Source organism: Bacteroides sp. AM54-2NS (genome assembly GCF_003602935.1).
GTDB classification, from domain to species: domain Bacteria; phylum Bacteroidota; class Bacteroidia; order Bacteroidales; family Bacteroidaceae; genus Bacteroides; species Bacteroides xylanisolvens.
On record NZ_QTMZ01000041.1, the window covers coordinates 1 to 26484 of the forward strand.

15 protein-coding genes and 7 pseudogenes are annotated in these 26484 nt (G+C 43.0%); 5 read left to right on the forward strand and 17 right to left on the reverse strand.

The annotated features are described in order from the left end of the window. Window positions 1-474: 474 nt before the first annotated feature. Window positions 475-2471 (reverse strand): annotated as a pseudogene (locus DXA05_RS19990) (AAA family ATPase). Between the two features lie 105 nt (window positions 2472-2576). After that, on the reverse strand, window positions 2577-3362 hold the full coding sequence (locus DXA05_RS19995) for a Cof-type HAD-IIB family hydrolase (RefSeq protein WP_128859543.1): 786 nt from the start codon (window positions 3360-3362) through the stop codon (window positions 2577-2579). A gap of 68 nt (window positions 3363-3430) precedes the next feature. Here DXA05_RS19995 and DXA05_RS20000 point away from each other — a divergent pair, with 68 nt between their 5' ends. Further along, a complete protein-coding gene (locus DXA05_RS20000) occupies window positions 3431-4600 on the forward strand; it encodes a PatB family C-S lyase (protein WP_128859544.1) in 1170 nt (389 codons plus the stop codon). Window positions 4601-4812: 212 nt separating this feature from the next. On the opposite strand, the pseudogene DXA05_RS20005 reads toward DXA05_RS20000, so the two are convergent. From DXA05_RS20005 to DXA05_RS20020, 4 genes and pseudogenes are all read right to left on the reverse strand, one after another. Then, window positions 4813-5474: pseudogene (locus tag DXA05_RS20005) on the reverse strand (HAD family hydrolase). A 243-nt stretch (window positions 5475-5717) separates the two neighbouring features. After that, window positions 5718-7394: a glycoside hydrolase 43 family protein gene (locus DXA05_RS20010; RefSeq protein ID WP_128859545.1), complete on the reverse strand. Its 1677-nt coding sequence runs from the start codon at window positions 7392-7394 to the stop codon at window positions 5718-5720. Between the two features lie 155 nt (window positions 7395-7549). After that, window positions 7550-8791, reverse strand: coding sequence for a DUF4861 domain-containing protein (locus DXA05_RS20015; RefSeq protein WP_128859546.1), 1242 nt, complete (start codon window positions 8789-8791; stop codon window positions 7550-7552). Between the two features lie 153 nt (window positions 8792-8944). Continuing rightward, a pseudogene (locus DXA05_RS20020) lies at window positions 8945-10563 on the reverse strand (glycoside hydrolase family 28 protein). Between the two features lie 351 nt (window positions 10564-10914). Here DXA05_RS20020 and DXA05_RS20025 point away from each other — a divergent pair. From DXA05_RS20025 to DXA05_RS20035, 3 genes are all read left to right on the forward strand, one after another. Beyond that, window positions 10915-11772 (forward strand): enoyl-ACP reductase, encoded by an 858-nt coding sequence (locus tag DXA05_RS20025; protein WP_004301687.1) that lies wholly within the window; start codon window positions 10915-10917, stop codon window positions 11770-11772. A 6-nt stretch (window positions 11773-11778) separates the two neighbouring features. Further along, on the forward strand, window positions 11779-12786 hold the full coding sequence (locus DXA05_RS20030; protein WP_008020785.1) for a hypothetical protein: 1008 nt from the start codon (window positions 11779-11781) through the stop codon (window positions 12784-12786). A 91-nt stretch (window positions 12787-12877) separates the two neighbouring features. Then, window positions 12878-13582 (forward strand): SAM-dependent methyltransferase, encoded by a 705-nt coding sequence (locus DXA05_RS20035; RefSeq protein WP_128859547.1) that lies wholly within the window; start codon window positions 12878-12880, stop codon window positions 13580-13582. Here the strand turns inward: DXA05_RS20035 and DXA05_RS20040 are convergent. The 3 pseudogenes from DXA05_RS20040 to DXA05_RS20050 form a co-directional block, all read right to left on the reverse strand. Next, a pseudogene (locus tag DXA05_RS20040) lies at window positions 13548-14665 on the reverse strand (hypothetical protein). The gene DXA05_RS20035 and the pseudogene DXA05_RS20040 overlap by 35 nt on opposite strands. Window positions 14666-14728: 63 nt before the next feature. Further along, window positions 14729-15576 (reverse strand): annotated as a pseudogene (gene lipA, locus DXA05_RS20045) (lipoyl synthase). Continuing rightward, window positions 15576-17784: pseudogene (locus DXA05_RS20050) on the reverse strand (S9 family peptidase). The pseudogenes lipA and DXA05_RS20050 overlap by 1 nt, the downstream one beginning before the upstream one ends. A gap of 154 nt (window positions 17785-17938) precedes the next feature. Between DXA05_RS20050 and DXA05_RS20055 the strand changes: the two are divergent. After that, window positions 17939-18241: a hypothetical protein gene (locus DXA05_RS20055; RefSeq protein ID WP_004301693.1), complete on the forward strand. Its 303-nt coding sequence runs from the start codon at window positions 17939-17941 to the stop codon at window positions 18239-18241. Between the two features lie 61 nt (window positions 18242-18302). Here the strand turns inward: DXA05_RS20055 and miaA are convergent, their stop codons facing one another. From miaA to prfA, 8 genes and pseudogenes are all read right to left on the reverse strand, one after another. Beyond that, a complete protein-coding gene (gene miaA, locus DXA05_RS20060; RefSeq protein ID WP_004308534.1) occupies window positions 18303-19199 on the reverse strand; it encodes a tRNA (adenosine(37)-N6)-dimethylallyltransferase MiaA in 897 nt (298 codons plus the stop codon). Window positions 19200-19320: 121 nt separating this feature from the next. Continuing rightward, window positions 19321-19875: a hypothetical protein gene (locus DXA05_RS20065; protein WP_004308535.1), complete on the reverse strand. Its 555-nt coding sequence runs from the start codon at window positions 19873-19875 to the stop codon at window positions 19321-19323. A 21-nt stretch (window positions 19876-19896) separates the two neighbouring features. Next, window positions 19897-20664, reverse strand: a complete 768-nt coding sequence (gene lpxA, locus DXA05_RS20070) for an acyl-ACP--UDP-N-acetylglucosamine O-acyltransferase (RefSeq protein ID WP_004320906.1) — start codon at window positions 20662-20664, stop codon at window positions 19897-19899. An 18-nt stretch (window positions 20665-20682) separates the two neighbouring features. After that, window positions 20683-22068: a bifunctional UDP-3-O-[3-hydroxymyristoyl] N-acetylglucosamine deacetylase/3-hydroxyacyl-ACP dehydratase gene (locus tag DXA05_RS20075; RefSeq protein WP_004301699.1), complete on the reverse strand. Its 1386-nt coding sequence runs from the start codon at window positions 22066-22068 to the stop codon at window positions 20683-20685. An 11-nt stretch (window positions 22069-22079) separates the two neighbouring features. Then, window positions 22080-23120 (reverse strand): UDP-3-O-(3-hydroxymyristoyl)glucosamine N-acyltransferase, encoded by a 1041-nt coding sequence (lpxD, locus tag DXA05_RS20080; RefSeq protein WP_004320905.1) that lies wholly within the window; start codon window positions 23118-23120, stop codon window positions 22080-22082. Between the two features lie 82 nt (window positions 23121-23202). After that, window positions 23203-24431, reverse strand: a pseudogene (locus tag DXA05_RS20085) (HD domain-containing protein). Window positions 24432-24461: 30 nt separating this feature from the next. After that, window positions 24462-25286: an orotidine-5'-phosphate decarboxylase gene (gene pyrF / locus DXA05_RS20090; protein WP_004301706.1), complete on the reverse strand. Its 825-nt coding sequence runs from the start codon at window positions 25284-25286 to the stop codon at window positions 24462-24464. Between the two features lie 82 nt (window positions 25287-25368). After that, complete coding sequence (gene prfA, locus DXA05_RS20095) at window positions 25369-26481, reverse strand: peptide chain release factor 1 (protein ID WP_004301709.1); 1113 nt, start codon at window positions 26479-26481, stop codon at window positions 25369-25371. Window positions 26482-26484: the final 3 nt, after the last annotated feature.

Below are 26484 nucleotides of genomic sequence, written 5' to 3' on the forward strand. Positions count from 1 at the left end.
GTATACGGTTCCGCCCTTTCAGGGCTTGTGGCTGGTGTGTTTTTTTCGTAGGGCGTTGCCCTACGCTATATAATTAAGCCCTTTCAGGGCACCCCAATAAATATATAATTGTAAGGCTTTCAGCCTAACTGCAAAATTCCCATTTAACCGCTAAATTCCCATTTAACTAATAACCTGTACCGTGATGGATGAAAAAGAATTTACCACAGATTTACAGGTTACACAGAATTTGAGGATTGCCTACAAAGCAATCGTTTTTTCGGATTGATCCTAATTTAGTCTGTAAATATATTTGTGTATGATTCGCCAAAGGATACAATGGCTCTCCAAGGGGTTGTAGGTGGGGGATCCGTTCCTCGGTGAGCAATGCTCTCTTTCTCGGTGAGGAACAGGTCTTTCCTCGGTGAGGAACGGGGTGTTGGTCGGTGAGGAAGAAAACGGACGGTTTCCGTCTTCTTCTTTTATGTAGATTTATTACTTCTTCTTTTTCTTCAGTTCCTCTGCAATTCTCCATTGTAACGCAGCTTCCACTTCTTTTCCGGCTTTTAACAGGGCATCCCCGAAAAGTTCGTGTGCGCCGGCGTGTTCGGGTTTCAGGCTGGTGGCTTTGTCCAGGTCGGCGATGGCGCCTTCTGTGTTTTCTGTTTTTAGTCGGAGCTTTCCACGGTTATAGACTGCTTTAAAGTTTGCAGGATGGAGGCTGACTGCGGTGTTGAAACAGTTTTCAGCGTCGAAGTACTCTTTGCTGTTGAAGAGTGTGATTCCTTTTCTTATCCAGGCATCTATATAGTTGGGGTCGAGGCTAAGGGCTTTGTCGTAGTTGGCAAGGGCGGCACGTACGTCGTGGGCTTGGGTGATACATTCGTTTCCCATTAACAGGTACTCGTGGGCGTATTGTCGTATACGTTCCTGTTGTTCGCGCATCTGTTCTTTGAGTTTCTTGTTCTGTTCTTTCAGTGTATTGATAATGCCGAGTTTACGGCGGATCAAACGACGGGGAACGGGTTTCTCAATATCGTAGCGGGAATGGATGGCACGGAAAAACTGTTCCAGACATTCTTCCATATCCCTTTGTCGAAGGCACGTGAGGCAGCGGCATATTGCACATCGGCTTGTGCTTGTTTCAGGGCTTTGTCGATGGCTTGGCGGTTGTTGAAGCGTCCGGCAAAGTTGACGATTTCGGGACGGACGAAGACATCAGCACGGTTGACAGGCTTTTTGAGCTGGATGCCGTCCAGTGAGGTACAACGGCTAAGTGCTACGTATGCTTGTCCTCCGGCAAATACACCGCCGGTGAAGTCGATGACTACACGGCTGAAGGTCAGTCCCTGGCTTTTATGAACAGTGATGGCCCATGCTAACCGGATAGGGTATTGAGTGAAGCTGCCTAATACTTCTTCCTCTATTTCTTTTGTTTTTTCGTTGTAGTGGTAGCGGATATTTCGCCATGATTCCAGTTTTACGTCACATTCTTTTCCATCGTCGGTGATGACGTAGATCGTTTCTTCTTCCTCATCAATTCCGGCAATGACACCAATCGTACCGTTTACCCACCTGCGATCAAAATCATTCTTGATGAAGATGATTTGTGCACCGGGTTTGAGTACAAGCTCTTGTGAAGTAGGCAGACTGCTTTCCGGAAAGTCTCCTTCGATAACCCCTTCAAAAGTAATGGGTTCTCCGGGGAGTTCTGCTAATTTCTTCTCATTAATGGAGTCGACCGTATCTCTTCGGGTGGCGAGTGTGATGTACATATCTGCTTCAGATTCTTCAATCTGGCTTCCGTAGCGGGTGTTGAGTAGTTGCAGGTCTGCAGCTCCGGCTGTATTGGTGCGGATATGGTCGAGGACACTGACGAATACAGGGTCTGTCTGTCGATATACTTTTTGAAGTTCGATAGAGACGAGGTCTATTTGTCCGAACACTCTGGCAGAGAAAAAGTAAGGAGTGGGATAGAAGCGGTTCAATATTTCCCGCTCATCGTTCTTTACAACGGGTTCCAGTTGGAAGACGTCTCCCACTAATAAGAGTTGTTTTCCACCGAAAGGTTCGCGAAGATTATGTGAATAAACTCGTAAGATACGGTCGATGGCATCGATGATGTCTGCCCGTACCATAGAGATTTCGTCGATAATGACCAGTTCTATTTGTTCCAGCAACTTACGATGTGGCTTGGTGTATTTGAAGAACTCGTGAATACGGCCACGTTGGAGACTTAAATTAGGATCATCCGGCAATAGCGGATAAAAAGGTAGTTTGAAGAAGCTATGCATCGTACTTCCACCGGCATTGATTGCGGCAATTCCGGTCGGTGCAAGTACAACATGCTTCTTCTTGGTATGCTCGCAGACATAACGCAGGAATGTAGATTTTCCCGTACCGGCTTTTCCTGTCAGAAAAACCGATTGGCGGGTATATTGAATCAGATTCAGTGCATCCTGAAACTCGGCGTTGTTAGTGTCTACGCTCATAATATAATAATATGCAAATTTGTTGATGTGTTAATTTGCCAATACGTTGTGTCATGAAATCGCGGGATAATAGTTTTTTTGGCGCATTGGTAAATCGGCACATTATTAAATAATTCCGAAATGTTTCATTGCCTTACTTATTCCGTCCTCGTCAATGGGAGCCGTAACGTAATCGGCAGCGGCTTTCACGTCTTCCTTAGCCTGTCCCATAGCAACTCCGATGGCTGCGTGGCGAAGCATACTGATGTCGTTTCCTCCGTCTCCGAATGACATCGTTTCTTCCAGTTTAATATCGAAGTATCGGATTATTTCATCAATCCCTTTCTGCTTGGTATCTCCTTTAGCCGTGACGTCAGCAAAGGCAGGATACCAGCGCCCGATTTCGCAGGTAGGGATGGACGGTCGGATTTCTTTTTCTTCTTCCTCTGTGATAAAAGGAGTCATCTGTATAATTTCCTTGCTTGTTGCTTCTTCAAAAGATACAGTAGGAATTACATTCACATGCAGAAAATCGTAGAATATCTTTTTCACCATATCATCAGGTTGGCAGACAGAAATATGATGTTCCTCTACGAAAATGCAGGGAACACCTTTCTTCTCGCAAAAAGCTGCCATTGCTTTCACTTCTCCCTGTGGTATGGCACTTTTATAAATAACCTGTTCACCGACAAAACAATAGGCTCCGTTCATGGTTATATATCCATCGATAAGGTTCCGGTCCTGCAATTCGGAAAGGTTGTTGATAATGGCTTTCGGGCGTCCGGTAGCAATAAATATCTTCAGCCCTTTTGCGTGGGCAGCTTCCAACGCCTCGATGGTAGAAGACGGTATACGGTGAGTTTCAAAACTGACCAGCGTTCCGTCTATATCAAAAAATAAAGCTTTCGTCATAAATTCCTTTTTGAATTGAGTACAAATGTACTACTTTTGTCTCACATAACATAAAAACATTATGCAGTATGAACTATAATTTTGATGAAATAATAAACCGTAACGGTACAGATTCCGTAAAATGGGATGCTGTAGAAAGCCGTTGGGGACGCAATGACTTGATTCCAATGTGGGTAGCTGATATGGATTTCCGTACGGCTCCTTTTGTAATAGAGGCTTTGAGAAAACGGCTGGAACATGAAGTGCTCGGATATACTTTTGCTTGCAAAGAATGGTCGGAGTCTATTGTTAACTGGGTGAAAGAGCGTCATGGCTGGACGATCCGTGAAGAGATGTTGACTTTCACTCCCGGTATTGTCCGCGGATTGGCTTTTGTTATTCAATGTTTTACGCAAAAAGGTGATAAAGTAATGGTCATGCCTCCTGTTTATCATCCTTTCTTTTTGGTAACGCAGAAGAATGAGCGTGAGGTAGTATACAGTCCATTGGTACTGAAAGATGGACAGTATCATATTGACTTTGATCGTTTTCGCCGGGATGTACAAGGATGCAAATTGCTGATTTTAAGTAATCCTCATAATCCGGGTGGACGCGTATGGACGAAAGAGGAACTTTCTCAAATAGCTGATATCTGTTATGAAAGCGGTACTCTGGTGATCTCTGACGAAATTCATGCCGACTTGACTTTACCTCCTTATAAACATCCTACTTTTGCTTTGATTTCGGAAAAAGCACGGATGAATTCACTTGTCTTTATGTCTCCGAGCAAAGCGTTCAATATGCCGGGGCTGGCCAGTTCTTATGCAATCATTGAAAATGATGAACTTCGTCACCGTTTCCAGAAGTATATGGAAGCAAGTGAATTCAGTGAAGGGCATCTGTTTGCTTATCTTAGCGTAGCGGCTGCTTACAGTCATGGAACAGAATGGCTGGATCAAGTGGTAGGCTATATTAAAGGAAATGTAGACTTCACGGAAACTTATTTGAAGGAGTATATTCCCGCCATTAAGATGATTCGTCCGCAAGCCTCTTATCTTATTTTCCTGGATTGTCGTGCGTTGGGACTCAATCAGGACCAGCTGAACCGCCTTTTCGTAGAAGATGCACATCTTGCATTGAATGACGGAACAACATTTGGCAAGGAGGGGGAAGGCTTTATGCGATTGAACATCGCTTGTCCGCGTGCCGTGTTGGAACAAGCATTGAAACAATTGGAACAAGCAGTAAACAATAGATAGATTTATTTATTCTCAACTGTACTTATCCCTATGAGAAAAAATACTCATACCTATGAGAATATATTTCCATTGGTATGAGAATCTTTCTCATAGGGATGAGAATAATCTCTTGTCTGCATGGAATGAAACAGCGTTTATAATCACTTGTCTACTAGCTTGTAACTACCTGAAAAGGTTGATTACTTTGAAATTTGTACGGAAAATATGTAATATTAGACTTTATCAGCCGAGATGAGGCGTTTTATCTCTTCTGCAGTCTCCGTGATGTATTGAGGCGCAAATTCTTCCAGTTCTGTGCGCGGTCGAAATCCCCATGTCACTCCGCAAGCGGTTACACCGGCATTGGCTGCTGTTTGCATATCTACACCGGAATCGCCTACATAAAGAACATCTTCTTTTCGTACATTGGCAAGTTTTAATATATCAAGAACGACTGTCGGGTCGGGCTTGACATTCACTCCTTCCCGCTGCCCGAAAACAGCAGTAAAGCGGATTTCCGGGAAATAATGAGCAACGAGTTTCTCGGTAGCAGCCTGATATTTGTTGGAGCTACGGCAATCTGAATACCTGCGGATTGCAGATACGACAATAACGCTGAAATACCCGGATAGGGACAACTATCGTCTGCATTGTGAATATCATAATAAGGAATAAACTCGTTGCGAACGCGGAGCACATTTTCTTCCGTCTTTTCCCCTTCGGGTAATGCACGTTCAAAGAGTTTGTTGATGCCGTTTCCTACCATGAAATTATACTTTTCTATTTCGTGTGTAGGATAGCCTAATTTATTTAAAGCGTAATTTGTACTGTGGGCAAGGTCGGCGATGGTATTCAGCAATGTTCCATCCAGATCGAATATAACTAGTTTCTTCATTGAGTTTTTGGTTTATTGTTTATCCTATATAGACTATCTTTTAGATGCAAAGGTAGAAATAAAAAATGGATTAAAATGAAACGAGGGTGCCTTGAAAGTAAAAACAGTCTATAAATATGAAATTATTTAGGCACGGATTTCACGGTTCTTAAATTAGCTAAAACCGTGTAATCTGTGCCTAAAAGACAGTTGTTGGAGACTTTTGACATCCTCATTAACTATGCTTGTTCAGAATAAAGCTGCTTACTTCTTGGTGATACGGAACCAGTCTACATCTGTCCATCCTCCGTCGTTAGTAACGATGGCAGGACGTGTGCAGAACATACCGACCTTAGCGCCGATCCATTGTCCTTCTTTTGCCTGGAAAGGATTACCCAATGATTCATACTTCTTTCCATCGAGGCTATAGCTGAAGTTGCACATCACAATGAGGTCATGTCCGCCTTCGCTACCCTTGATTTTCTTGCCATCACAACTGAAACGAACTTTCAGGTAAACTGTATTTTGAGAAAGATCGACAGAAGCATTTGCCTGTTCCGGTTTTCCTTTATCCGCTCTTTTACATTCAACTTGAGATAAGATCAAACCTTTATCTGTATTTTCCAGAATGATTCCGGCATAATCTCTGCCCATAACAACAAGTCCGGTGCGTTCACCTTTAAGTTTAGGATTAGGGCTGAACGTAAGTTTCATTGTTGCGGTGAAATTATCAGAAGGAGTTTTCTGCAAGAGCAGATTGGCTACATCCCACAAATTCTTATATTCTTTTAAAACCGGATAAGAATATAATCTCACATAACTCTTGTCACCTGCATAATAGGCCCATTTCTCATTGATGTTAGCGTGCCATTGCCATTGTGGAGAAAGTGTATATCCGTCGAACTCGTCACTTTCCTGCGGAGTGCAGATAGGGTATGTTTTACCTACATTCGGCTTCTTGTAAGTCAAAACAGGTTCGCCGCAGCCGTCACCGTCTTTATCGATGCCGATCACAGGCCAGTCGTTCACCCACTTCATCGGTTGGAGATGCATAATACGTCCGTAAGCGCCGACATCCTGAAAGTGGAGGAACCAGTCTTCTCCGGTAGGAGTATCCACCCATGCACCCTGGTGAGGACCGTTGACTGGAGAGTTACCTTGCGCGAGTACTGTTTTCCATTCGTAAGGACCGTAGATGTTTTTAGAACGTAGTACGACCTGCCAGCCTGTCGGTACCCCGCCGGCCGGATGGAAGATATAATAATAGTCGTTTCTCTTATACATTTTAGGACCTTCGCAAGTTTGATGTGCTTCGTGACCGTCGAAGATAATACGAGAAGGAGTGATCGCTGCATTTGCTTCCGCATTCAGTTCGCAGATAGTGATTACACTTTTCAGTCCGGCACGGCTTCCTGCGTATGCGTGTACCATATATACTTTTCCGTCTTCATCCCAAAACGGACAAGTGTCAATAATACCTTTTCCCGCTTTCACCAAGACCGGTTCGCTCCACGGACCTTTCGGATCTTTGGCTTTCACCATAAAAGCTCCCTGATCGGGATCTCCCCAAAAAATATAGAACTCACCGTTGTGGTGACGGATAGCCGGAGCCCAGACACGATTGCCGTGTTCCGGCCGTTCCGGAGTTTCGATAGGAGGGAGGGCATTGGGAACTGCAGCACCAATGATTGTCCAGTTGACTAAATCTTTGGAATGAAGGATTTGCAATCCCGGCAAGCAGTTGAAACTGGATGAAGTCATATAGAAATCATCCCCTACGCGACAAGCGTCCGGATCGGAGTAGTCGGCATAAAGTACCGGATTTTTGTATTTACCGTTTCCGAGGTCGGAAACCCATACTTCAGATACATAGTTCTTCTGTGCTACTGCGGTGAAAACCGTTAATAAGCAAAAAGCTAAAGTCTGTGTCAATCGTTTCATGTTATAGATAGATTATTTTATAGATATGATTCGTTGGTTTTATCTGATGGCAAAGGTAAATAAAAAGACTCTGCACAAGGAGGAATATTTGTGCAGAGTCATAGAAAAATTGGTAGAAACCTCGTAATTTTTGTTTAGTTGTATTTGTTTCTACCCTATTTATTGGTGCGGTTATCTTTTATTTTCACTGTCACCGGATGAGCCAGCTCTTCTTTCCATTCGCGGAGATGAGCAAACCATGCTTCCGGTGTTTTATATCCGAATGTCTCTTTCATCGAAGTGAAAGTAGTGTGATACTGGAAATATTTATTTCCCGGAGCGGTAATGGTATAAAGGAAATTGGCTTTATCCTTTTCTTCCGATTTCACATAACGTTGAGGGATACAAGTGCCCAGCCCTACAGTTTCTTTGGCATATTTCACGGTGTCGTTGACCGGCCAGTCTGTTCCCCAACTTCCTACGAGCCCTTTATGATCGGAGAAAGACTTGGAAGTACCTACGATGTCTTGCACACCTGTGCAGAAAACTTCTTTATTGAGTGGTTCGTCAAAGAATGTTTCGATATGAAGATCGCGATGTCCGGCATAAAGCGTGTAGCGTGTCATCATATTCAGTTCCTGATCCTGATATTTCCATCCGGTCACTTCAATTTCTGCAATCACCCGCACCGGTCCGTAAGAGATGATACGTTCTGTGCGAGTGTCCACCGGAGTGATATGCGTTGCTTTTTGTCCGTCCCAACCTTTCAATGCGCCCGGTCCGCAGCTGTCGAACACACGAAGTACGTCGTCTCCGAATCCTTTAGCTAACTGTTCATCCGTCGGGTAGAATTGCGATTCTTTAATCTCCAGTCCTTTGTTGAACTTGCCGTAAATATCCGGTGTCTGTTTCTCATTGAAATAAAGGCGATAGCCCACTAGTTCCGATTCCAAAACCGGACCGTGCGGACGTACCATGCTGTATATATTGCTGGTGCCGGGAACGGTGATAGCCTGTACCCGTTGATGTTTGCCTTTCCGGTTGTCTACTATAAACATATCGGCATAAACCCGTTCCGGATAAGTCTTTGCACTTTTCTCGGAAGAGAGTGTAACCTGGAATGTTTTTCTACCGTGAGCAGGGAGGTCGGTCACAAAGACCAGTTCGTCCATCTTGCGGTCTCTGTTCAAATCGTCCAGCTGCGATGGAATTTCTTTTGTTCCTTCCATGACAACAGCGGATTTAACTTTGAAGCCGGCGTGCAACTCATGCAGCTTGATAACAACCGGAGCATCCGCTTTGGCCTGATTCCAGTTGTTTTGTACTTCAACTGTGATGGTTTTCTCCTGTTTCTGCGCCTGGGCAGACAGACTGAAAACTCCTAAAAGGAAAGTAAAAATAAAAAGATTCTTCTTCATGATTTTCTAAGGCTGAAATTATACGTCGTATTTCTCCTTGCAAAAGTAACAGAAAAAATAGCAGACTGTCTATCTTTTGAAAAGATTATAGTCTGCTATTTGAGCTTTTTACTCTATATAATGATATTGTGGTTTTCTTTTTTGCAATGAACTTTATTTGAGGCTTAAAATTTCTTCTTTCGCTCCCAATTCTTCATAAACCTTTCCGTCTACGATCAGATTCTTAGCATTTTTGACATTTAATATATTGTTACCTTTGGATGATTCTACATATACATTCTCCAAAGTAACTCCGTCAACTTGGCTGATAACAACTCCGTCCGTAGCTTCTGTCATCACGACATTCTTAACGGTAATATTGCTGATCGGCATTTCCGGCAAACCATTGAAGAACATGGCACGTCCCGAACCTCTACAAACAATATTAGAGATATGAATATTGCGGAAAGCGGGTGTTTCTTCCGTTACCGGAGGAATACTTGTCTTCATGCGGTTCAGCAAATCCTCTTCCGATTCTTCGCCGGCACCTTTTCCACCGTAGAACAGGTCGAACAACAACGGTTCGTTCGGAATATTAATCATGTTGATATTATTAATGTAGATGTTTTCTACCACACCGCCACGTCCGCGAGTGCTCTTGAAGCGCAAACCTACGTCTGTGCCCATAAATGTGCAGTCTTCTACATAGATGTTCTTCACGCCACCCGACATTTCACTACCTACTACGAATCCACCGTGTCCGTGCAGTACCGTATTATTTTTAACGATAACGTTCTGGCAAGGTTCACCGCGACGGCGGCCGTCTTCATCTTTACCGGATTTGATACAGATAGCATCATCTCCCGCATCGAATACACTATTAATAATGAGCGCGTTCTTGCAAGATTCCAGGTCGATAGCGTCACCATTCTGGGAATACCACGGATTGATGACCATGATATTGTTAACTGTAAAATCTTCGCAGGACAAGGGGTGCAGACACCAGCTTGGTGAGTTTTTGAAAGTAACACCTTCCAACAGTACTTTCTTGCTTTTGACGATGCTTAACAACACCGGGCGCAACCACGGACGGATTTCAGCCCATTCTTCGTCTGTATTGATACCTTCGGGTACATTGAAATCTTTACAAGCCATTGCACCTTTCAGTGAACCGGCCGTGGGGTACCATATCTCTTGTTTTTCATCAAGAACACCTCCCGAGTTTACTAGCTTTTTCCATTGTGAAGCAGTCAGTTTGCCTTTTTTTACCGGACGCCAGCAGTCGCCGTTCCCGTCAAATGTGCATATCCTGTGATAGCGATGTTCTCTGCATTGCGTGCGGAAATAGGCGATTGGCAACGACGGGTTTCCAATCCTTCAAAAGAAGTGGCAATGATAGGATATGCCTCAAAATCACCGGTGAAAAGCACCAATGCATTCTGTTCCGTATATAAATTCACGTTGCTCAACAGTTCGATAGGTCCTGTCAACCAGATGCCTTCCGGGATAACCACTTTACCCCCTCCGCGTTGATTCACCTCTTTAATAGCATCGTTGATTGCTTTGGTATTCAGAAACAGACCATCGCCTTTGGCTCCGAATTTCTCAATGTTTACCTCGTAAGCAGGAAAAACCGGTTGCTGTACTTTGGGCATTTCAAAAGGTAGATTCTGGTAGAGAGCGTCACTGATGGAGCTTTCTTTTACGGCAGTCTCGCTTTGTTTACATCCTGATGAGATAAACGGTAAACAGCATAGGGCCATCCAGAAGAGTCTTTTTGTCAATGTGTTCATTTAGTAACTTATTTCTATAGGGTTATACATCTATTGTTTTTCTTGGTAGTTGGGTGATGATTAATGAGGGTGATTTCATAATCCTTATGTCCTTCCGCAGGCGATCTGTCGCAGGCAGCCTGCAGGAGAGGAATAAGACAAATTCATGTTAACCTAATTCTAACCTTAAATAAATATTATGAAAAAACCTCTTAATTATCGATTGCAAAGATAGGTGGCAAACCCCAAGAGGATGTGGACTAATTGATAGAATACGTGTATTTTTTGTCATTTCTGTCTATTATTTGCACACTTCTCGTGTTTTTATGCAGAAAGTTCCTATCTTTGCACAAAATTTAACTATTAAAAGATATGAGTTATAACTTGTTGAAAGGAAAAAGAGGTATTATCTTCGGTGCTTTGAACGATCAGTCTATTGCCTGGAAAGTAGCAGAGCGTGCCGTAGAAGAAGGTGCAACTATTACATTATCAAATACTCCGATGGCTATCCGTATGGGAGAAGTCGACGCTTTGGCCCAGAAATTAAATTGCCAGGTTATTCCGGCAGATGCCACCAGCGTAGAAGATTTGCAAAATGTATTCAAGACCTCCATGGATATACTGGGTGGACAAATTGATTTTGTACTCCACTCTATCGGTATGTCTCCCAACGTGCGCAAAAAACGTACTTACGATGACCTTGACTATGGAATGTTGGATAAGACATTGGATATTTCAGCTGTTTCATTCCATAAAATGATTCAGTCGGCCAAGAAATTGAACGCTATTGCAGATTACGGTTCTATCGTTGCTTTGAGCTATGTGGCCGCGCAGCGTACTTTCTACGGCTACAATGATATGGCAGATGCTAAGGCATTGCTGGAATCTATTGCACGTAGCTTTGGTTACATCTACGGACGCGAACATAGCGTACGTGTGAACACTATCTCGCAGTCTCCTACATTTACTACTGCCGGTTCGGGCGTGAAGGGTATGGATAAACTGTTTGATTTCTCCAATCGTATGTCTCCGCTCGGAAATGCTACGGCTGACGAATGTGCCGATTATTGCATCGTGATGTTCTCCGATCTTACCCGTAAGGTAACTATGCAGAACTTATTCCATGACGGTGGATTTTCCAGTGTAGGTATGAGTCTTCGTGCCATGGCTACTTACGAGAAAGGACTCGATGAGTATATGGACGAAAATGGTAACATCATTTACGGATAAAAGATTATGAAACTACGGATCTCTCTTCTTATTATTTTAATTAGTATGCTTTTCGCCTCCTGCGGGATAAGCACGGGAAAGGGTACGGAGCAGAAGGAAGAGGAGATTTCTGTTCTAAGATATGATAAGCTGTTGAGCGAATACGTTCGCTCCAACAGCTTTTCTGCTATGCAGAAGTTGACGATGGACTACCGTATGCCGACGAAAATCCTGATTGAGGATGTATTGTCTATCGGTACGGTGAAAGATGATACCATTTCGCAACGTCTGCAGAAATTCTATTCGGATACGACTTTAGTCCGTTTGCTTAGCGACGTAGAAGCAAAGTACCCTAATCTGGATGAGGTGGAAAAAGGACTTAACAAAGGATTCCGGAAACTGAAGAAGGAAGTGCCTGATACGAAAGTGCCGTTTATCTATTCGCAAGTGTCTGCCTTCAACGAATCTATTATTTTGGTGGATTCTTTATTAGGGATCAGTCTTGATAAATATATGGGGGAAGATTATCCTCTTTATAAGCGTTTCTATTACGATTATCAATGTCGCTCGATGCGTCCGGAACGGATTGTGCCGGATTGTTTTGCTTTTTATCTTTTGAGCCGTTACGGAATGAACTATCATGAGGGTACTTGTTTGATTGACTTGATGATGCACTCCGGAAAAATCAACTACGTCGTGCAAAACTTATTAGGATATAGTGATATCGGCGAAGCGATGGGATATTCCAAGGAGGAAAACGACTGGTGTAAGGAGAATGAAAAGGAGATATGGAATTATATCTGTACCAACGATCATCTGCATGCACGAGACCCGATGGTGATCCGCTATTATATGAAGCCTGCTCCTGCTGTCGATATGTTGGGTGCTCAAGCTCCGGCATTGATCGGAACATGGATGGGAGCAAGAATCATCGCTTCTTATATGAAAAAGCATAAGGACATGAAACTGAAAGATCTCCTGGAATTTACTGATTATCATGTGATGTTAAGTGAATCCAACTATTTGGCTTCCTAAACTGTTGCATTTTTCAATTTTTAATTAGCTTCGCTCAAAACCTTATTTGATTTTTAATATTAAAGTATAGTCTTAATTCTCAATTTAAAAAGTGGAAACTGCCCTCTATTTGTTGCCCGTGACGTTAGGTGATACGTCTATTGAAAAGGTATTGCCTTCTTATAATAAGGAGATCATTTCTGGTATCCGGTATTTTATAGTCGAAGATGTTCGTTCTGCCCGGCGTTTCCTGAAAAAGGTGGACCGGGAGATTGATATTGATGCATTGACATTTTACCCGTTGAACAAGCATACTTCTCCTGATGATATTTCCGGTTATCTGCAACCTTTGGTGGGTGGAGCTTCAATGGGGGTTATCTCCGAAGCAGGTTGTCCGGCAGTAGCTGACCCGGGAGCGGATGTGGTTGCTATCGCACAACGTAAAAAGCTGAAAGTGGTTCCTTTGGTCGGACCTTCATCCATTATCCTTTCCGTGATGGCTTCCGGCTTTAACGGACAGAGTTTTGCGTTTCACGGTTATCTGCCGATTGAACCGGGAGAACGTGCCAAGAAACTAAAAGCATTGGAGCAGCGTGTGTATGCTGAAAGTCAGACGCAACTTTTCATAGAGACGCCTTACCGGAATCATAAGATGGTAGAGGATATTTTGTTGAATTGCCGTCCTCAAACAAAGCTCTGTATCGCTGCCAATATTACTTGTGAAGGAGAATATATACAGACGCGTACAGTGAAGGACTGGAAAGGACATGTGCCCGATTTATCTAAGATTCCCTGTATTTTTCTCTTATATAAATAACGCCTTTCAGGTGTTCATATTCATCTTCGAAGCAGCTGCTGAAGAAGCCTTTTCCTAAGTTTTCCTCTATCTGTTTGAAATTCCACAGCTTACTGTTTTTAAAGCGGGGGGTACAAAGGATGGAGTCATCTTTGATATCGACAATGAATAGATAGATAAGACGGTTGGTCACTTCATTCTCGAAGTGATAAACGATGTTGAATTCAGGTTTGATACCTTTTTCATGAGGAAAAGCATTGTTGATTAAACGAGTGGCGCCTGCTTCCAGAGATTCTCCGTAGCGGAGATAACATTCCATGGGAATATCTACTTTTCCTCTATCCAGAATGGCTGTTGATGGCCTGTCGCAAAGGAATAACATTCCGTGAGTGGATATGGCAATTCTTATCACCGGATTGATGTATGCGTTTTTGTAATTAACAGCTTCTATTGCAGGTGTTTTCCCGATCACGTCTCCTTTGGTATTCACAATAGGAACATATTCCGTGTGTGACATTAAATGATTGAAGAAACGGATGGCGATCTGATTGAACAGGATACTCATCAGAAAGACAGTAGGAGGTAACACTTTATAGAGTACAAACAGACTTGTCTTACTTAGTGGGTTTTGGAAAATGACGGTGATGCTGATTATAATAAAATGCAGTATTCCGAAAATCAAGGCAATGCGGGCAGATACAACGGCTGCTTCTGCTCCCTGCGCATATAACGTTTGTTGCAAGAACCTATCTGTTTTAAGAAGTGGTTGATAAACCTTTTCTTATGCATGTAAAGGCTCAACATCGGAATGAGAATACTGACTTCCAGCGTAAGTGGAAGTGCACCGGATGGAACGTAATCACCAGGAATGAGAGCTGCTACGGATAATAGTGCTAACACTCCGGTTGCTATATAGAGGATAAAATTAGGAATTAACAATCCTTTACGTCGATAAGAAAGGTATATACCTATAATACCTATGCCTGTACCGATGTAAATAGCCGTGTCTTGCGTTATAAGTTCACACAATAAAATGGAAATAATAACGGGGATAAAACCCAGCGACATGTTAAATGCGGAAGAAAGTGTTCCTTTATGAGCCATCTCTATATTTATGTTTATTTGTCGGTTCTATCAATAAAACAAATAGGGGATATGTTTTGTTTGCTAACGAATATGTTTCTCTGCATGGTAGGAGGAACGAACAAGGGGAGCGCTTTCTACGATGTTGAATCCTTTCTCTAACCTACAGTTTTATATTCTGCAAATTGTTGCGGAGTGATGTATGCTGCAACGGGATAATGCCGGTGACTCGGTTGAAGGTATTGGCCTATGGTAAGAATCTGGCAACCGGTTGCTAACAGATCATCCATCAATGTTTCGACTTCCTCCGGGGTCTCACCCAGTCCGACCATAATGCCGCTTTTAGATTTAACTCCCTTTCCGGAAATGTGTCTGATGACTTGCAGACTTGTATCATAATTTGCCGCGCTACGCACTAGCGGACTAATGCGGCGTACGGTTTCCATATTGTGTGAAATAATGTCGGGACGGGCTTCGATTACCAAATCTAACAATTCCATCCTGCCTTGAAAATCAGGAATGAGCACTTCGATTGTTGTTTGTGGATTCAGCCGTTTTATTTCCTGGATGGTACGTGCCCAATGTGTTGCTCCCAAATCCGGCAGATCATCTCTGTCTACGGAAGTGATGACAGCATGATCCAGTTTCATCAGTGCGATGGATTCTGCGACATGGGTAGGTTCGTTTGCATCTAGCGGGTGCGGGCGGCCGGTTTGTGTGTTGCAGAATTTGCAACTGCGCGTGCAGATGTCACCGCCAATCATAAAGGTAGCAGTTCCTTTTCCCCAGCATTCTCCCATATTAGGGCAACGCCCACTGCTGCATATAGTATGCAAGCAGTGGGAGTCGACAATCCGTTTGGTTTCGGTGTATCGTTCGTTGGCACCAATATTAATTTTCAGCCATTCGGGCTTACGTACTCTGTCCGTCATTATAAATTGTTCAAGAAAAAGTTGGTCAACCGTGTGTATAGGTGTTGGCGGGTATTGCCACCATATATTCCATGATTGCGGTTTGTATACACTTGCATATCAAATTGTTTTCCAAGCTGAACCAACTGCTCGGCATATTCCGCACAATTTTGGAAGTGCACATTATCGTCTGCCATGCCATGCACCAACAACAAGTTCCATGTAGTTTGTCAGCGCGGGTGAAGGCTGATGATTCCTTATATCCTTCCGCGTTCTCTTTCGGAGTACGCATGAAGCGTTCGGTATAAATCGTATCATAGAAACGCCAGTCGGTGGGTGCAGCTACTGCTACTCCTGCTTTGAATACGGGAGTTCCTTCGCTCATGCTCATAAGAGTCATGTATCCGCCGTAGCTCCAGCCCCAGATTCCGATGCGATCTTTATCCACGTATGGCTGTTTGCGAGATACAAAGCAGTCTCTACCTGATCTTTGGCTTCTTTGACTCCGATTTTCAGATAAGTGCATTTCTCGAAAGCTTCTCCACGACCTCCTGTGCCGCGACCGTCCACGCATACCACGATATAACCGAGGCTTGCCATGTATGTTTCCCAACTGATTCCCCAGGTATCTAATACCTGTTGAGAGCCCGGACCGCTATATTGATACATCAGTACCGGATATTTTTTAGATGCGGAAAAATTAACCGGTTTCATCATCCAGCCGTTCAACTTCACGCCATCTGTGGTTTGGAAAGTGAAGAACTCTTTTTGTGGCACAGCATATCCAGACAATGTTTGTTTCAATCCGTCATTGGTAATAAGCGTTTTGAGTGTTTTGCCCGAATTATCATTCAGTGTAACCAGCATCGGAGTATTCAAGTTGGAGAACTTGTTCATGTAATACTTCATCGATTTGCTGAAGAGTGGTGTATTGGTTCCTACCTGTTGGGATAGTTTGAGCTTCTTGCCCTTCTTGTCTATTTTATAGACAGCTTTGCGCAGAGGGCTTTCTTCATTGCTGGTATAATAGAAAGAACCGTCTTCTTCATCATATCCCAGAAAATCTTTCACCTCAAACTTACCGTTAGTAACCTTTTTAATCAGATTCCCCCCCATGCTATACCAATAGAGGTGACTGTAACCGTCACGTTCGCTAAGCAGGCTGAAGTATTCCGGATAGAACTGGATATTATCGAAAATATTCTCCTTTATGTAATAAGGAGACTCATCACGAAGTATAAGTTTGCAAAGTGTGGAACGGGGATCGGCAAAGTAAAGATCAAAACGGTCTTGATGGCGGTTCAATGTCATGATAGCCAATTTGTTGGCATCCTTTGTGAAACGGATACGCGGAATGTATCCGTCCGCATCCAATGGGAGTTTCATTGTACGGGTGACATGTGATTTGATGTCATACGTGCGTACCTCTACTTTCGAATTCGGATATCCGGCTTTCGGATACTTGTATGTATATTCGCCCGGATAATCTTTTAAAGCATCAATGCGGGGTGCTTGTCCGGCAAATACCGGGAAAGAGTAGGAGGGAACTTCCGACTCGTCGAAACGGATAAAAGCAATCAGCGTATTGTCGGCGCTGAATTCCAAAGCACGGTCGAAGCCGAACTCTTCTTCATACACCCAGTCAGGAATACCGTTGATTACCGAATTCTGTTTGCCATCTTCTGTGACCTGGCTTTCGCTGTTGCCGTAAAGCAACTTAACAAGAAATATGTTATTGTTGCGTACAAATGCAATCATGGTACCGTCCGGAGAAAAGACGGGGACCTGTTGAGGTCCACCGTCAGACAGCCGTTCAATAATGTTGTTTGTCGTAACGCCCTTATCATTTCGTTTCAAAGGGTAAATGTAATGTACAGCTGTGTATGAATGCCTATAAATAGGTGTTGTTTTAGTAGCAATCAGCAATTTCTGACCGTCGGGAGAGAACTGATAACTGTCGAAGTTCTTGAAGTCACATTCGCGTGTAGTATTTACATCGAAAATCACTTCTACTTTCTCACCTGTCTTGAAAGAGTATTTAATGATTTGCGTGCCGTCAGCGTTCATCTGTGTGTAGTGTTCGCCATCAGGCATAGGGATTACTCCCTGAATATTTTCCGGGCGGAAACGTCCGGAAGTAATATCTTTTAAATCGAGTGCCTTTTGTCCTTGTGCCATTCCGGTCAGACAGAGAAGGCAGAGTAATAAAGTGATGCTGATCTTTTTCATCTGCGTTTATAATCGGTTTTGGTTTTAATTCGTACTTGCAAAAGTAACAATAAACTTAGATTCAACAAAGCCTGACCGATTTTTATATAGATTTGATAAGGATTATTGGGTGAGATTCAATATCTTTGTGAAAAGGACTTTAAACATTACCACTATGAATTCAAAAAGAAAAGACTTGCAATATGCTTCTGTCTTCTTATTGGCCGTGGCATTGACGTTCCTGATGGGAAAGGGTGATAATCTGTGGTTGGTGTCATGGGGTGACTTGATACCGAGTTTGTTTGTACTGTTCATAGCAGGTGATTGTTTACATAGTTCCCTGCTTCGTATCAAACGTGGCGAAGAGGAGGGAGGAGCCCGGTGGAGTACTTGTTTCACTTTCCTAGTATTCAGCATTATTTTTATGGGCGACTTGTTCTTTATCGGCAACTTTATTGTCAATAAACTGTGGAGTTAAAAGAGATGTAAATGTTTTGTTCCATAGGTGTTTAATAGTGGACTCTTCTTCTTAACTATAATTATAAAGATTGACGGAGGTACGCTAGTATCTCCGTTTCTTGTTCCGGGTGGAACCATTTTATTTCTTCATCTCTTTTGAACCAGGTCATCTGTTTACGCGAATAAATGCGGGAGTTTTGCTTGATTTTGTCTATAGCAAAGGAGAGTTCCCATTCTCCGTCCAGATATTTGAACAGTTCTTTATAGCCTACTGTATTGAGTGAATTGAGGTGACGATAGGGAAGTACGGAACGTACTTCTTCCAATAATCCTTCCTCCATCATCTGGTCTACCCGACGGTTGATACGGTCATAAAGTTCTTCCCGATCACGAGTCAGGCCGACTTTCAGAATACGGAAAGGACGCTGTTTTTTTTGTTGGGTGCGAAAAGAAGTATAAGTGCGTCCGGTCATATAGCAAATCTCCAACGCATGAATCACCCGCTTGGGATTCTTTAGGTCTACAATCCGGTAATATTCCGGATCTAACAAGCGAAGTTCTGCGCAGAGTTGTTCAAGGCCTTCCTCTTCATACTTTTGTAACATGAGTTGACGGGTTTCCGCATCAACGGTAGGAATATCGTCAATTCCCTTACAGATAGCGTCTACATACATCATTGAGCCACCAGTGAGAATCACGACTTCGTGTTGCGTGAATAATTTCTCCAGAATTTCCAGTGCTTCTGTTTCGTATTGGGCAGCGCTGTAATAGTCTGTGAGGTGGAGCGTGCCGACCAGTTGATGGGGGACACGTTTAAGTTGATCGGGAGTCGGAGCTGCCGTACCTATTTTTAATTCGGCATAAAGCTGTCTCGAATCGGCAGATACAATGCTTGTCTGAAATGTTTCTGCCAAGCGCAGGCTCAACTCTGTTTTCCCCACACCTGTAGGACCTATAAGAACAATGAGAGTAGGCATAGATTTTTAAGTATTAAGTATAGAAGTATTAAGTATTAAAGCGTACGGGACTAAAAAAATATTAGGTATTAACTGCCTGACACTACATAGCAATTAATACCTAATACTTGATATTTAATACTTAAAATTTTTCTTCTTCGTATGGGCTGCTAGTGTCACCACCTATGTCAAATCCTTCCTGATCGAAATCTTCCATGTCGAAGTCCTGGTCTCCATAGAAGTTTTCATCCAGATCAAGAGAACCTCCCGCAGCGGTCATTTCTTCAAAATCTACCGTTTGTTTAGGAGCATCTCCTGATTTCTTGGTACATTTGGCACCATTCATATCTTTTCCGGTGATAATTTCGGATAGTTCGATGAAGAAACAACGTTCTGTTATGTAATCGAATACATATAGCAGTTTCTGTTTTTCGTCTTCTACCAATTCACTGATAGCAGTGTCTTTCATTACCCAGCTATCTATTTCCGGATTGTCGTCCATTTCTTCTAAGGTTACTTCTTTTCCTTTTTCCCAGTCGTCATCGCAGATAAAGAAAGAAGTCATCTGGTCGTTTGCGTACCCTACTGATTTCAGTATTGCTTCATGGAAGTCATAAAAAGTTGCTTCCGGATCAATTTGTATTTCTCTGACAAAATCGTCAACTTCATCAGATATGATAGTAAATCTGTATATCATAATATGACTATTTTGAACTGTTTATTTAATAATACCACGTTCTGAATTACGGATAAAATTGACTATATAGTCAATCTCCGGGCTCTTTTCGAATTCATCTTCTATTTTTTTCAATGCTTCTGTCGTGTTCAAACCACTTTGGTAGATGATACGATATGCATTGTGAATACTTTCGATCACTTCATTGGAGAAGCCACGACGGCGCAAGCCGATGATATTGATTCCGCTAAAAGCGATCGGTTCACGTCCTGCAATGATGTAAGGAGGAATATCTTTACTGAAACGGCATCCGCCCTGAATCATTACATGACTGCCTACATGACAGAATTGATGCATCAATACATTGGCGCTGACAATCGCGTTATCATCAATGACGATTTCGCCTGCCATCTTGGTAGAGTTACCGATGATACATCCGTTACCAACCAATGCGTCGTGTGCTACGTGTACACCTTCCATCAATAAATTGTTATTTCCCACAATCGTGCGCCCTTTAGCTGCCGTACCACGGTTGATTGTTACATTTTCACGAATCAGATTATTATCTCCGATTTCGGCTGTCGATTCTTCACCGCGAAACTTGAGGTCCTGCGGAATGGCTCCGATAACGGCACCCGGAAAAATCGTGTTTCCGTTACCAATACGTGAACCGTATAAAATATTGGCGTTAGCCATAATTTTATTGTTGTCGCCGATAACTACGTTCTTATCTATAAATACAAAAGGCGCAATTTCTACATTTTCTCCGATCTTAGCTTCGGGATGGATATACGCTAAAGGACTTATCATGCTTTTAAATATCAATTATTACTTATTTTTTACTATTTGTGCCATGAATTCTGCTTCGCAAACAACTTTCTCGCCGACAAACGCATATCCTTTCATGGTAGAAATGCCACGGCGGATAGGTGCCAGCAGTTCTACACGAAAGATGATTGTATCTCCCGGCACTACTTTCTGACGGAATTTCACTCCATCTATTTTCATGAAATAGGTAGAATAACGTTCAGGATCATCTACGGAATTCAAGACGAGCAAGCCTCCGACTTGTGCCATTGCTTCCACTTGAAGTACTCCCGGCATAACGGGCTCCTGTGGAAAATGTCCCTGGAAGAAAGGTTCGTTGGCTGTGATATTTTTAATACCTACAATGTAGTTGGCACCAATTTCAATCACTTTGTCCACCAGTTGGAAAGGATAGCGGTGCGGTAACAATTCGCGGATACGGTTTACATCCATTATTGGTTCACGGTTACAGTCGTAACTTGGTGCCTGTATTTCGTGCAGACGGATTTCTTTCCGCATCTGACGGGCAAATTTATTGTTGATGGTGTGTCCCGGACGGGTAGCGATGATACGACCTTTAATCGGTTTTCCAATTAGAGCGAGGTCACCAATGACATCAAGCAGTTTGTGACGGGCACATTCATTGGGCCAAACTAACGGTTTGTGATTGATATAGCCTAACTGATCGGCATCCATGTGAGGTACTCCCATCACATCTGCCAACTTATCGAAGCTTTCCTGTGACATCTTGCGTTCGTAGATTACGATCGCATTGTCCAGGTCGCCACCTTTAATCAATCCGGCGGAGAGCAACGGCTCTATTTCACGAACAAAGACGAAAGTACGGCTGGCAGCCACTTCGTCTTTGAAATTATGCATATCTTCAAGGGTAGCAAACTGATTCGGGATAATAGTCGAATCGTAAGAAACCAGTACATTCAGACTGAAATTCTCGTCAGGTAGTACAATAATAGAAGAACCAGTCGTTTCATCCCGGAACTCAATTTTAGACTTGATAATATAAAAGTCTTTGACGGCATTTTGTTCTACTGTTCCTACACGTTCTATTTCTTGTACGTAATATTGTGCACTACCATCTAAAATAGGAAATTCCGGTCCGTTAACTTGGATCAGGCAGTTATCAATGCCCAATGCGTAAAGGGCTGCCATACCATGTTCAATGGTGCTTACTTTGACTCCATTTTTCGACAATACAGTACCACGGGTGGTTTCTGTTACATTGTCGGCTACTGCGTCGATAGTTGGTTGTCCTTCTACGTCAATGCGTTGGATTTTATATCCGTGATTGTCCGGAGCTGGATTGAATGTTACAGTGAGATCAAGTCCAGTGTGAAGACCTTTCCCGCTCAGTGAAAAGCTATCTTTCAGCGTTTTTTGTTTCAGCATTGGTTACTTATTTACTTATTTAATAGTTGTTTTAATTCTTCTACTTCTTTGCGCAGATTACGCAGTTCTTTCTGCATATCCGGCAGGCTTCTTTGTGCAATGGATGATTTGAAATATTGCTTCAGTTCCATAGGAGGAGTTCCGATAAGCTGGCTACCGGACTTGATGTCTCCCGGCACACCTGATTGTGCGCCTAATCCAACTTTATCTCCTATTTTAGCATGTCCTGCAATACCTACCTGACCACCGATCATACACCATTCACCCACTTTGGTAGAACCGGCAATTCCGGCTTGCGCAGCCATAACGGTATGCGAACCTATTTCATCATTGTGTGCTATTTGTATCAGATTGTCTAACTTGACACCGCTGTGTACTACCGTAGCTCCCATTGTAGCACGGTCTACACACGTATTAGCACCTATATCTACTTTATCTTCCAGAATAACAATTCCGATTTGCGGAATCTTATCATATCCGTTCGGAGTGGGAGCAAAACCAAATCCGTCAGCTCCGATCACTGCACCCGAATGAAGGATACATTCATTACCTATGCGGCAGTCATGATAAACATTTACATTGGAGTAAAGCAGGCAACTGTTGCCTATCTTCACGCCGTCTCCAACGAAAGTGTGGGGGTAAATTTGAGTATTATCTCCAATCACGGTATTTTCACCGATATAGGCAAAAGCACCGATGTATACATTCTCACCAATTTTGGCGCTGGGTGCAACGAAAGCTAATGAATCTATCCCTTGTTTCTTAGGCTTGCTCATCTCATAAAGATTGAGCAATTTAGCTAGACTTTCGTATGCATTGTCTACTTTGATAAGAGTAGCTTTAATTTCGTGTTCGGGAGTGAAGTCCTTATTAACCAAGACAATGCTTGATTGTGTTTCGTAGATGTAAGGTGTATATTTGGGATTTGACAGGAAAGAAATTGCTCCGGGCATTCCCTCTTCAATTTTAGCGAATGTGTGTACCGTAGCGTTTTCGTCTCCAATGATTTCCCCTTGGATAAATGCTGCAATTTGCTTAGCCGAGAACTCCATGTCTTTTATTTAAAATTTAATTAGTTCACAAATAACGGATTTTTTTTTCAGATTTCCGTGTTATTGCATGAATATTTTATACTTATCTGTGTAATCTCTGATAGCAGAGATAGTATTTCTTTACCTTTTTGGACAATAATGAGATGTTCAGCATGTCCGATGCTTCGGCAATATTTTTGATAGTGCCGTCTTTGTAGATAATATCAATACTGTCATCTGCCGGGTCATACATATTCTTTTCGATGCTGGGGGTAGAGACAAAATAGTTCGCTTCGGAAAGGGTTATGTCTAGTTGCTGGCTGATGTGCAAAGTTAATTCTTTTTTTCTGTCCTCACTAATAGGTTCCGACGAAATTTCCACTTTAAAGATATTTCGGTTTATCATTCCCGTGCTTAAAGTGGAAAGTACCTTATCTGTGTGGGTGCTCCACACTTTCAAGGCTGTCCATATATCATTGTCGTCCAGCTGGATAAAATTCTCCAGACAGTCGGGGTTGTTATAGAATTCCGTTGGATTGATATCATTGTAAAGGAAAAAACGTAATGCAGGAGATGCAAACAGTTCCACTCCTTGTGAAGCCAGTTCTTTGGCACGCAAGAGAGTACTAATCAGCATCTTTTCGTATGCCACAGACGTCTTATGCAGGTATACTTGCCAGTACATCAGGCGACGTGCCGTGAGGAAATTCTCGATAGATAGATCCCTTTGGATTCGACAACCAAACGGTCATCCGCTACATCAAGCATTTTGATGATTCGGGCAGAGCCGATGTTACCTTCCGTTACGCCTGTATAAAAGCTGTCGCGGCGAAGATAATCAAGTCGGTCCATATCCAACTGACCGCTTACGAGTTGATGCAGAAAGCGTTTCGGGTATTCGTCCTTGAAGATTTGAATGGCAAGACTCAGCTGGCCGTTCATCTCTTTGTTCATCCGTTCCATCAACATAAGAGAAATCTCTTCGTGCGAGACTCCTTTTACAATCGTGTCTTCCAGTACATGCGAGAAAGGGCCGTGTCCTATATCATGCAACAGGATGGCAGCCTGCACGGCCTCCGCTTCACTATCAAAGATAAAATTGCCTTTGGAGGCCAGTTGGGTGATAGCTTCACTCATCAGGTGAAAAGCACCTAAGGAGTGTTGGAAGCGGGTGTGTTGTGCACCGGGGTACACAACAGATGATAATCCTACTTGCTTGATGCGGGTAAGACGCTGCAAAAGGGGATGCCGTACTATATCGTACAGTAACCCCTTTGGAATATTGATGAACCCGAATACGGGGTCGTTAATTATCTTTCTTTCGTAAGGCATTCGTTTTCTTTAGAGATCCTTTTTCCCTTTTCAGAGAATTGCTTTGAGTTGTTCAGCCATTTGTGCTTGCACTTCTTGTGCGGCGGTGCGGGCAGCTTCTGCAAATTTCTCTGTTTTATCTACGTAGATAATACCACGCGACGAGTTAACAATCAATCCGCATGTACTGTTCATACCATATTTGCAAACTTCTTCGAGTGAACCGCCTTGTGCTCCCACGCCTGGTACGAGAAGGAAATGGTTCGGGACAATCTTGCGGATGTCCTCAAAAGCACGTCCTTGAGTAGCACCTACCACATACATCATGCGGTCATCGCCAGCCCATTCCTGTGATTTGCGTAATACTTTCTCGAACAGACGTTCGCCGTTTACGTCTTCTGTCAATTGGAAGTCATGAGATCCTTTGTTGGAAGTCAATGCCAACAGGATCACCCATTTGCCTTCGTAGGTAAGGAACGGAGTAACGCTGTCTTCACCCATGTAGGGGGCTACTGTTACAGAGTCGATATCCAATTCTTCAAAGAATGTGCGGGCATACATTGCAGAAGTATTTCCGATGTCACCACGCTTTGCGTCAGCGATGATGAATTGATCCGGATAGTTATCTTTGATATATTTTACTGTCTTTTCAAATGCGATCCATCCTTTTACACCCATGCTTTCATAGAAAGCCAGATTGGGTTTGTAGGCGATACACAAATCAGCTGTCGCGTCAATGATTGCTTTGTTGAATGCAAAGATCGGATCTTCTTCTTTCAACAGATGTTCCGGGATTTTCTTGATATCAGTATCAAGTCCTACACAAAGGAATGACTTTTTGCGCTTTATGTTTTCAAATAATTGTTGCTTATCCATCTTGTTATTTACTATTTTGCAATTTACTATTTACTATTTTAAGAAACCGTTCTCAACTCTCAATTCTCAACTCTCCACTTCTCTAAAGTTCGCTTTCTTTCAGGCGTTCTGCATTTTCCGCTACGATCAGATGGTCGATACAATCCTGGATATCCCCGTCCATGAAGGCTGCCAGATTATAGATTGTATAGTTGATGCGGTGGTCGGTGATACGTCCCTGGGGATAGTTGTAAGTTCGTATTTTGGCTGAACGGTCTCCGGTAGATACCATTGTCTTACGTTTGGAGGCAATGTCATCGATATATTTCTGATGTTCTTTGTCGTAGATAAAAGTACGGAGACGGGCCAAGGCGCGCTCTTTATTTTTCGGCTGGTCGCGTGTCTCGGTACATTCGATAAGGATTTCTTCGGCAATACCGGTGTTCGGGTTCTTCCAGATATAGCGCAGACGTACTCCGGATTCTACCTTGTTTACATTCTGTCCGCCGGCACCGCCGCTTCGGAAAGTGTCCCATTTGATTTCTCCTTCGTTGATGACTACATCGAATTCTTCAGCTTCGGGAAGCACGGCCACGGATGCGGCTGAAGTGTGAACACGTCCTTGCGTTTCCGTCGCAGGAACACGCTGTACGCGGTGTACTCCCGATTCGTATTTTAAAATTCCGTATACATTATCGCCTGTCACACTACAAACAATTTCTTTGAATCCACCGGCTGTCCCTTCGTTCGCATTGGAGACTTCCATTTTCCAACCTTTGGTTTCACAGAATTTGGCATACATACGGAAGAGGTCGCCGGCAAAGATAGCTGCTTCGTCGCCTCCTGCACCTCCGCGGATTTCGAGAATAGCGTTCTTGCTGTCTTGCGGATCGGCAGGGACAAGCATCAGTTTGATTTCTTCTTCCAATACCGGAAGGCGCTCTTGACTATTGTCCATTTCTTCTTTCGCCATTTCGCGCATTTCAGCGTCCGATTCATTGGCAAGGATATTTTTAGCTTCTTCAATATTACCCAGTAATTGGATATATTCTTTCCTTGCTTTCATCAAGTCGTCTAATTCCTTATATTCTTTAGTCAACTTGACATAACGTTTCTGGTCGGCAATCACTGCCGGGTCTGTGATAAGGGTAGATATTTCTTCAAAACGGGCTACGAGTCCGTCTAATTTTTCTAGTATGGTACTATTGTCTGCCATTCT

Coding starts and splice junctions, on each gene's coding strand:
- DXA05_RS19995 (WP_128859543.1), bottom strand. CDS start 3,362: ATGACGAAAGCTTTATTTTTTGATATAGACGGAACGCTGGTCAGTTTT.
- pyrF (WP_004301706.1), bottom strand. CDS start 25,286: ATGGATAAGCAACAATTATTTGAAAACATAAAGCGCAAAAAGTCATTC.
- lpxA (WP_004320906.1), bottom strand. CDS start 20,664: ATGATAAGTCCTTTAGCGTATATCCATCCCGAAGCTAAGATCGGAGAA.
- DXA05_RS20025 (WP_004301687.1), top strand. CDS start 10,915: ATGAGTTATAACTTGTTGAAAGGAAAAAGAGGTATTATCTTCGGTGCT.
- prfA (WP_004301709.1), bottom strand. CDS start 26,481: ATGGCAGACAATAGTACCATACTAGAAAAATTAGACGGACTCGTAGCC.
- DXA05_RS20000 (WP_128859544.1), top strand. CDS start 3,431: ATGAACTATAATTTTGATGAAATAATAAACCGTAACGGTACAGATTCC.
- DXA05_RS20010 (WP_128859545.1), bottom strand. CDS start 7,394: ATGAAACGATTGACACAGACTTTAGCTTTTTGCTTATTAACGGTTTTC.
- DXA05_RS20055 (WP_004301693.1), top strand. CDS start 17,939: ATGAATTCAAAAAGAAAAGACTTGCAATATGCTTCTGTCTTCTTATTG.
- lpxD (WP_004320905.1), bottom strand. CDS start 23,120: ATGGAGTTCTCGGCTAAGCAAATTGCAGCATTTATCCAAGGGGAAATC.
- DXA05_RS20065 (WP_004308535.1), bottom strand. CDS start 19,875: ATGATATACAGATTTACTATCATATCTGATGAAGTTGACGATTTTGTC.
- DXA05_RS20015 (WP_128859546.1), bottom strand. CDS start 8,791: ATGAAGAAGAATCTTTTTATTTTTACTTTCCTTTTAGGAGTTTTCAGT.
- DXA05_RS20075 (WP_004301699.1), bottom strand. CDS start 22,068: ATGCTGAAACAAAAAACGCTGAAAGATAGCTTTTCACTGAGCGGGAAA.
- DXA05_RS20030 (WP_008020785.1), top strand. CDS start 11,779: ATGAAACTACGGATCTCTCTTCTTATTATTTTAATTAGTATGCTTTTC.
- miaA (WP_004308534.1), bottom strand. CDS start 19,199: ATGCCTACTCTCATTGTTCTTATAGGTCCTACAGGTGTGGGGAAAACA.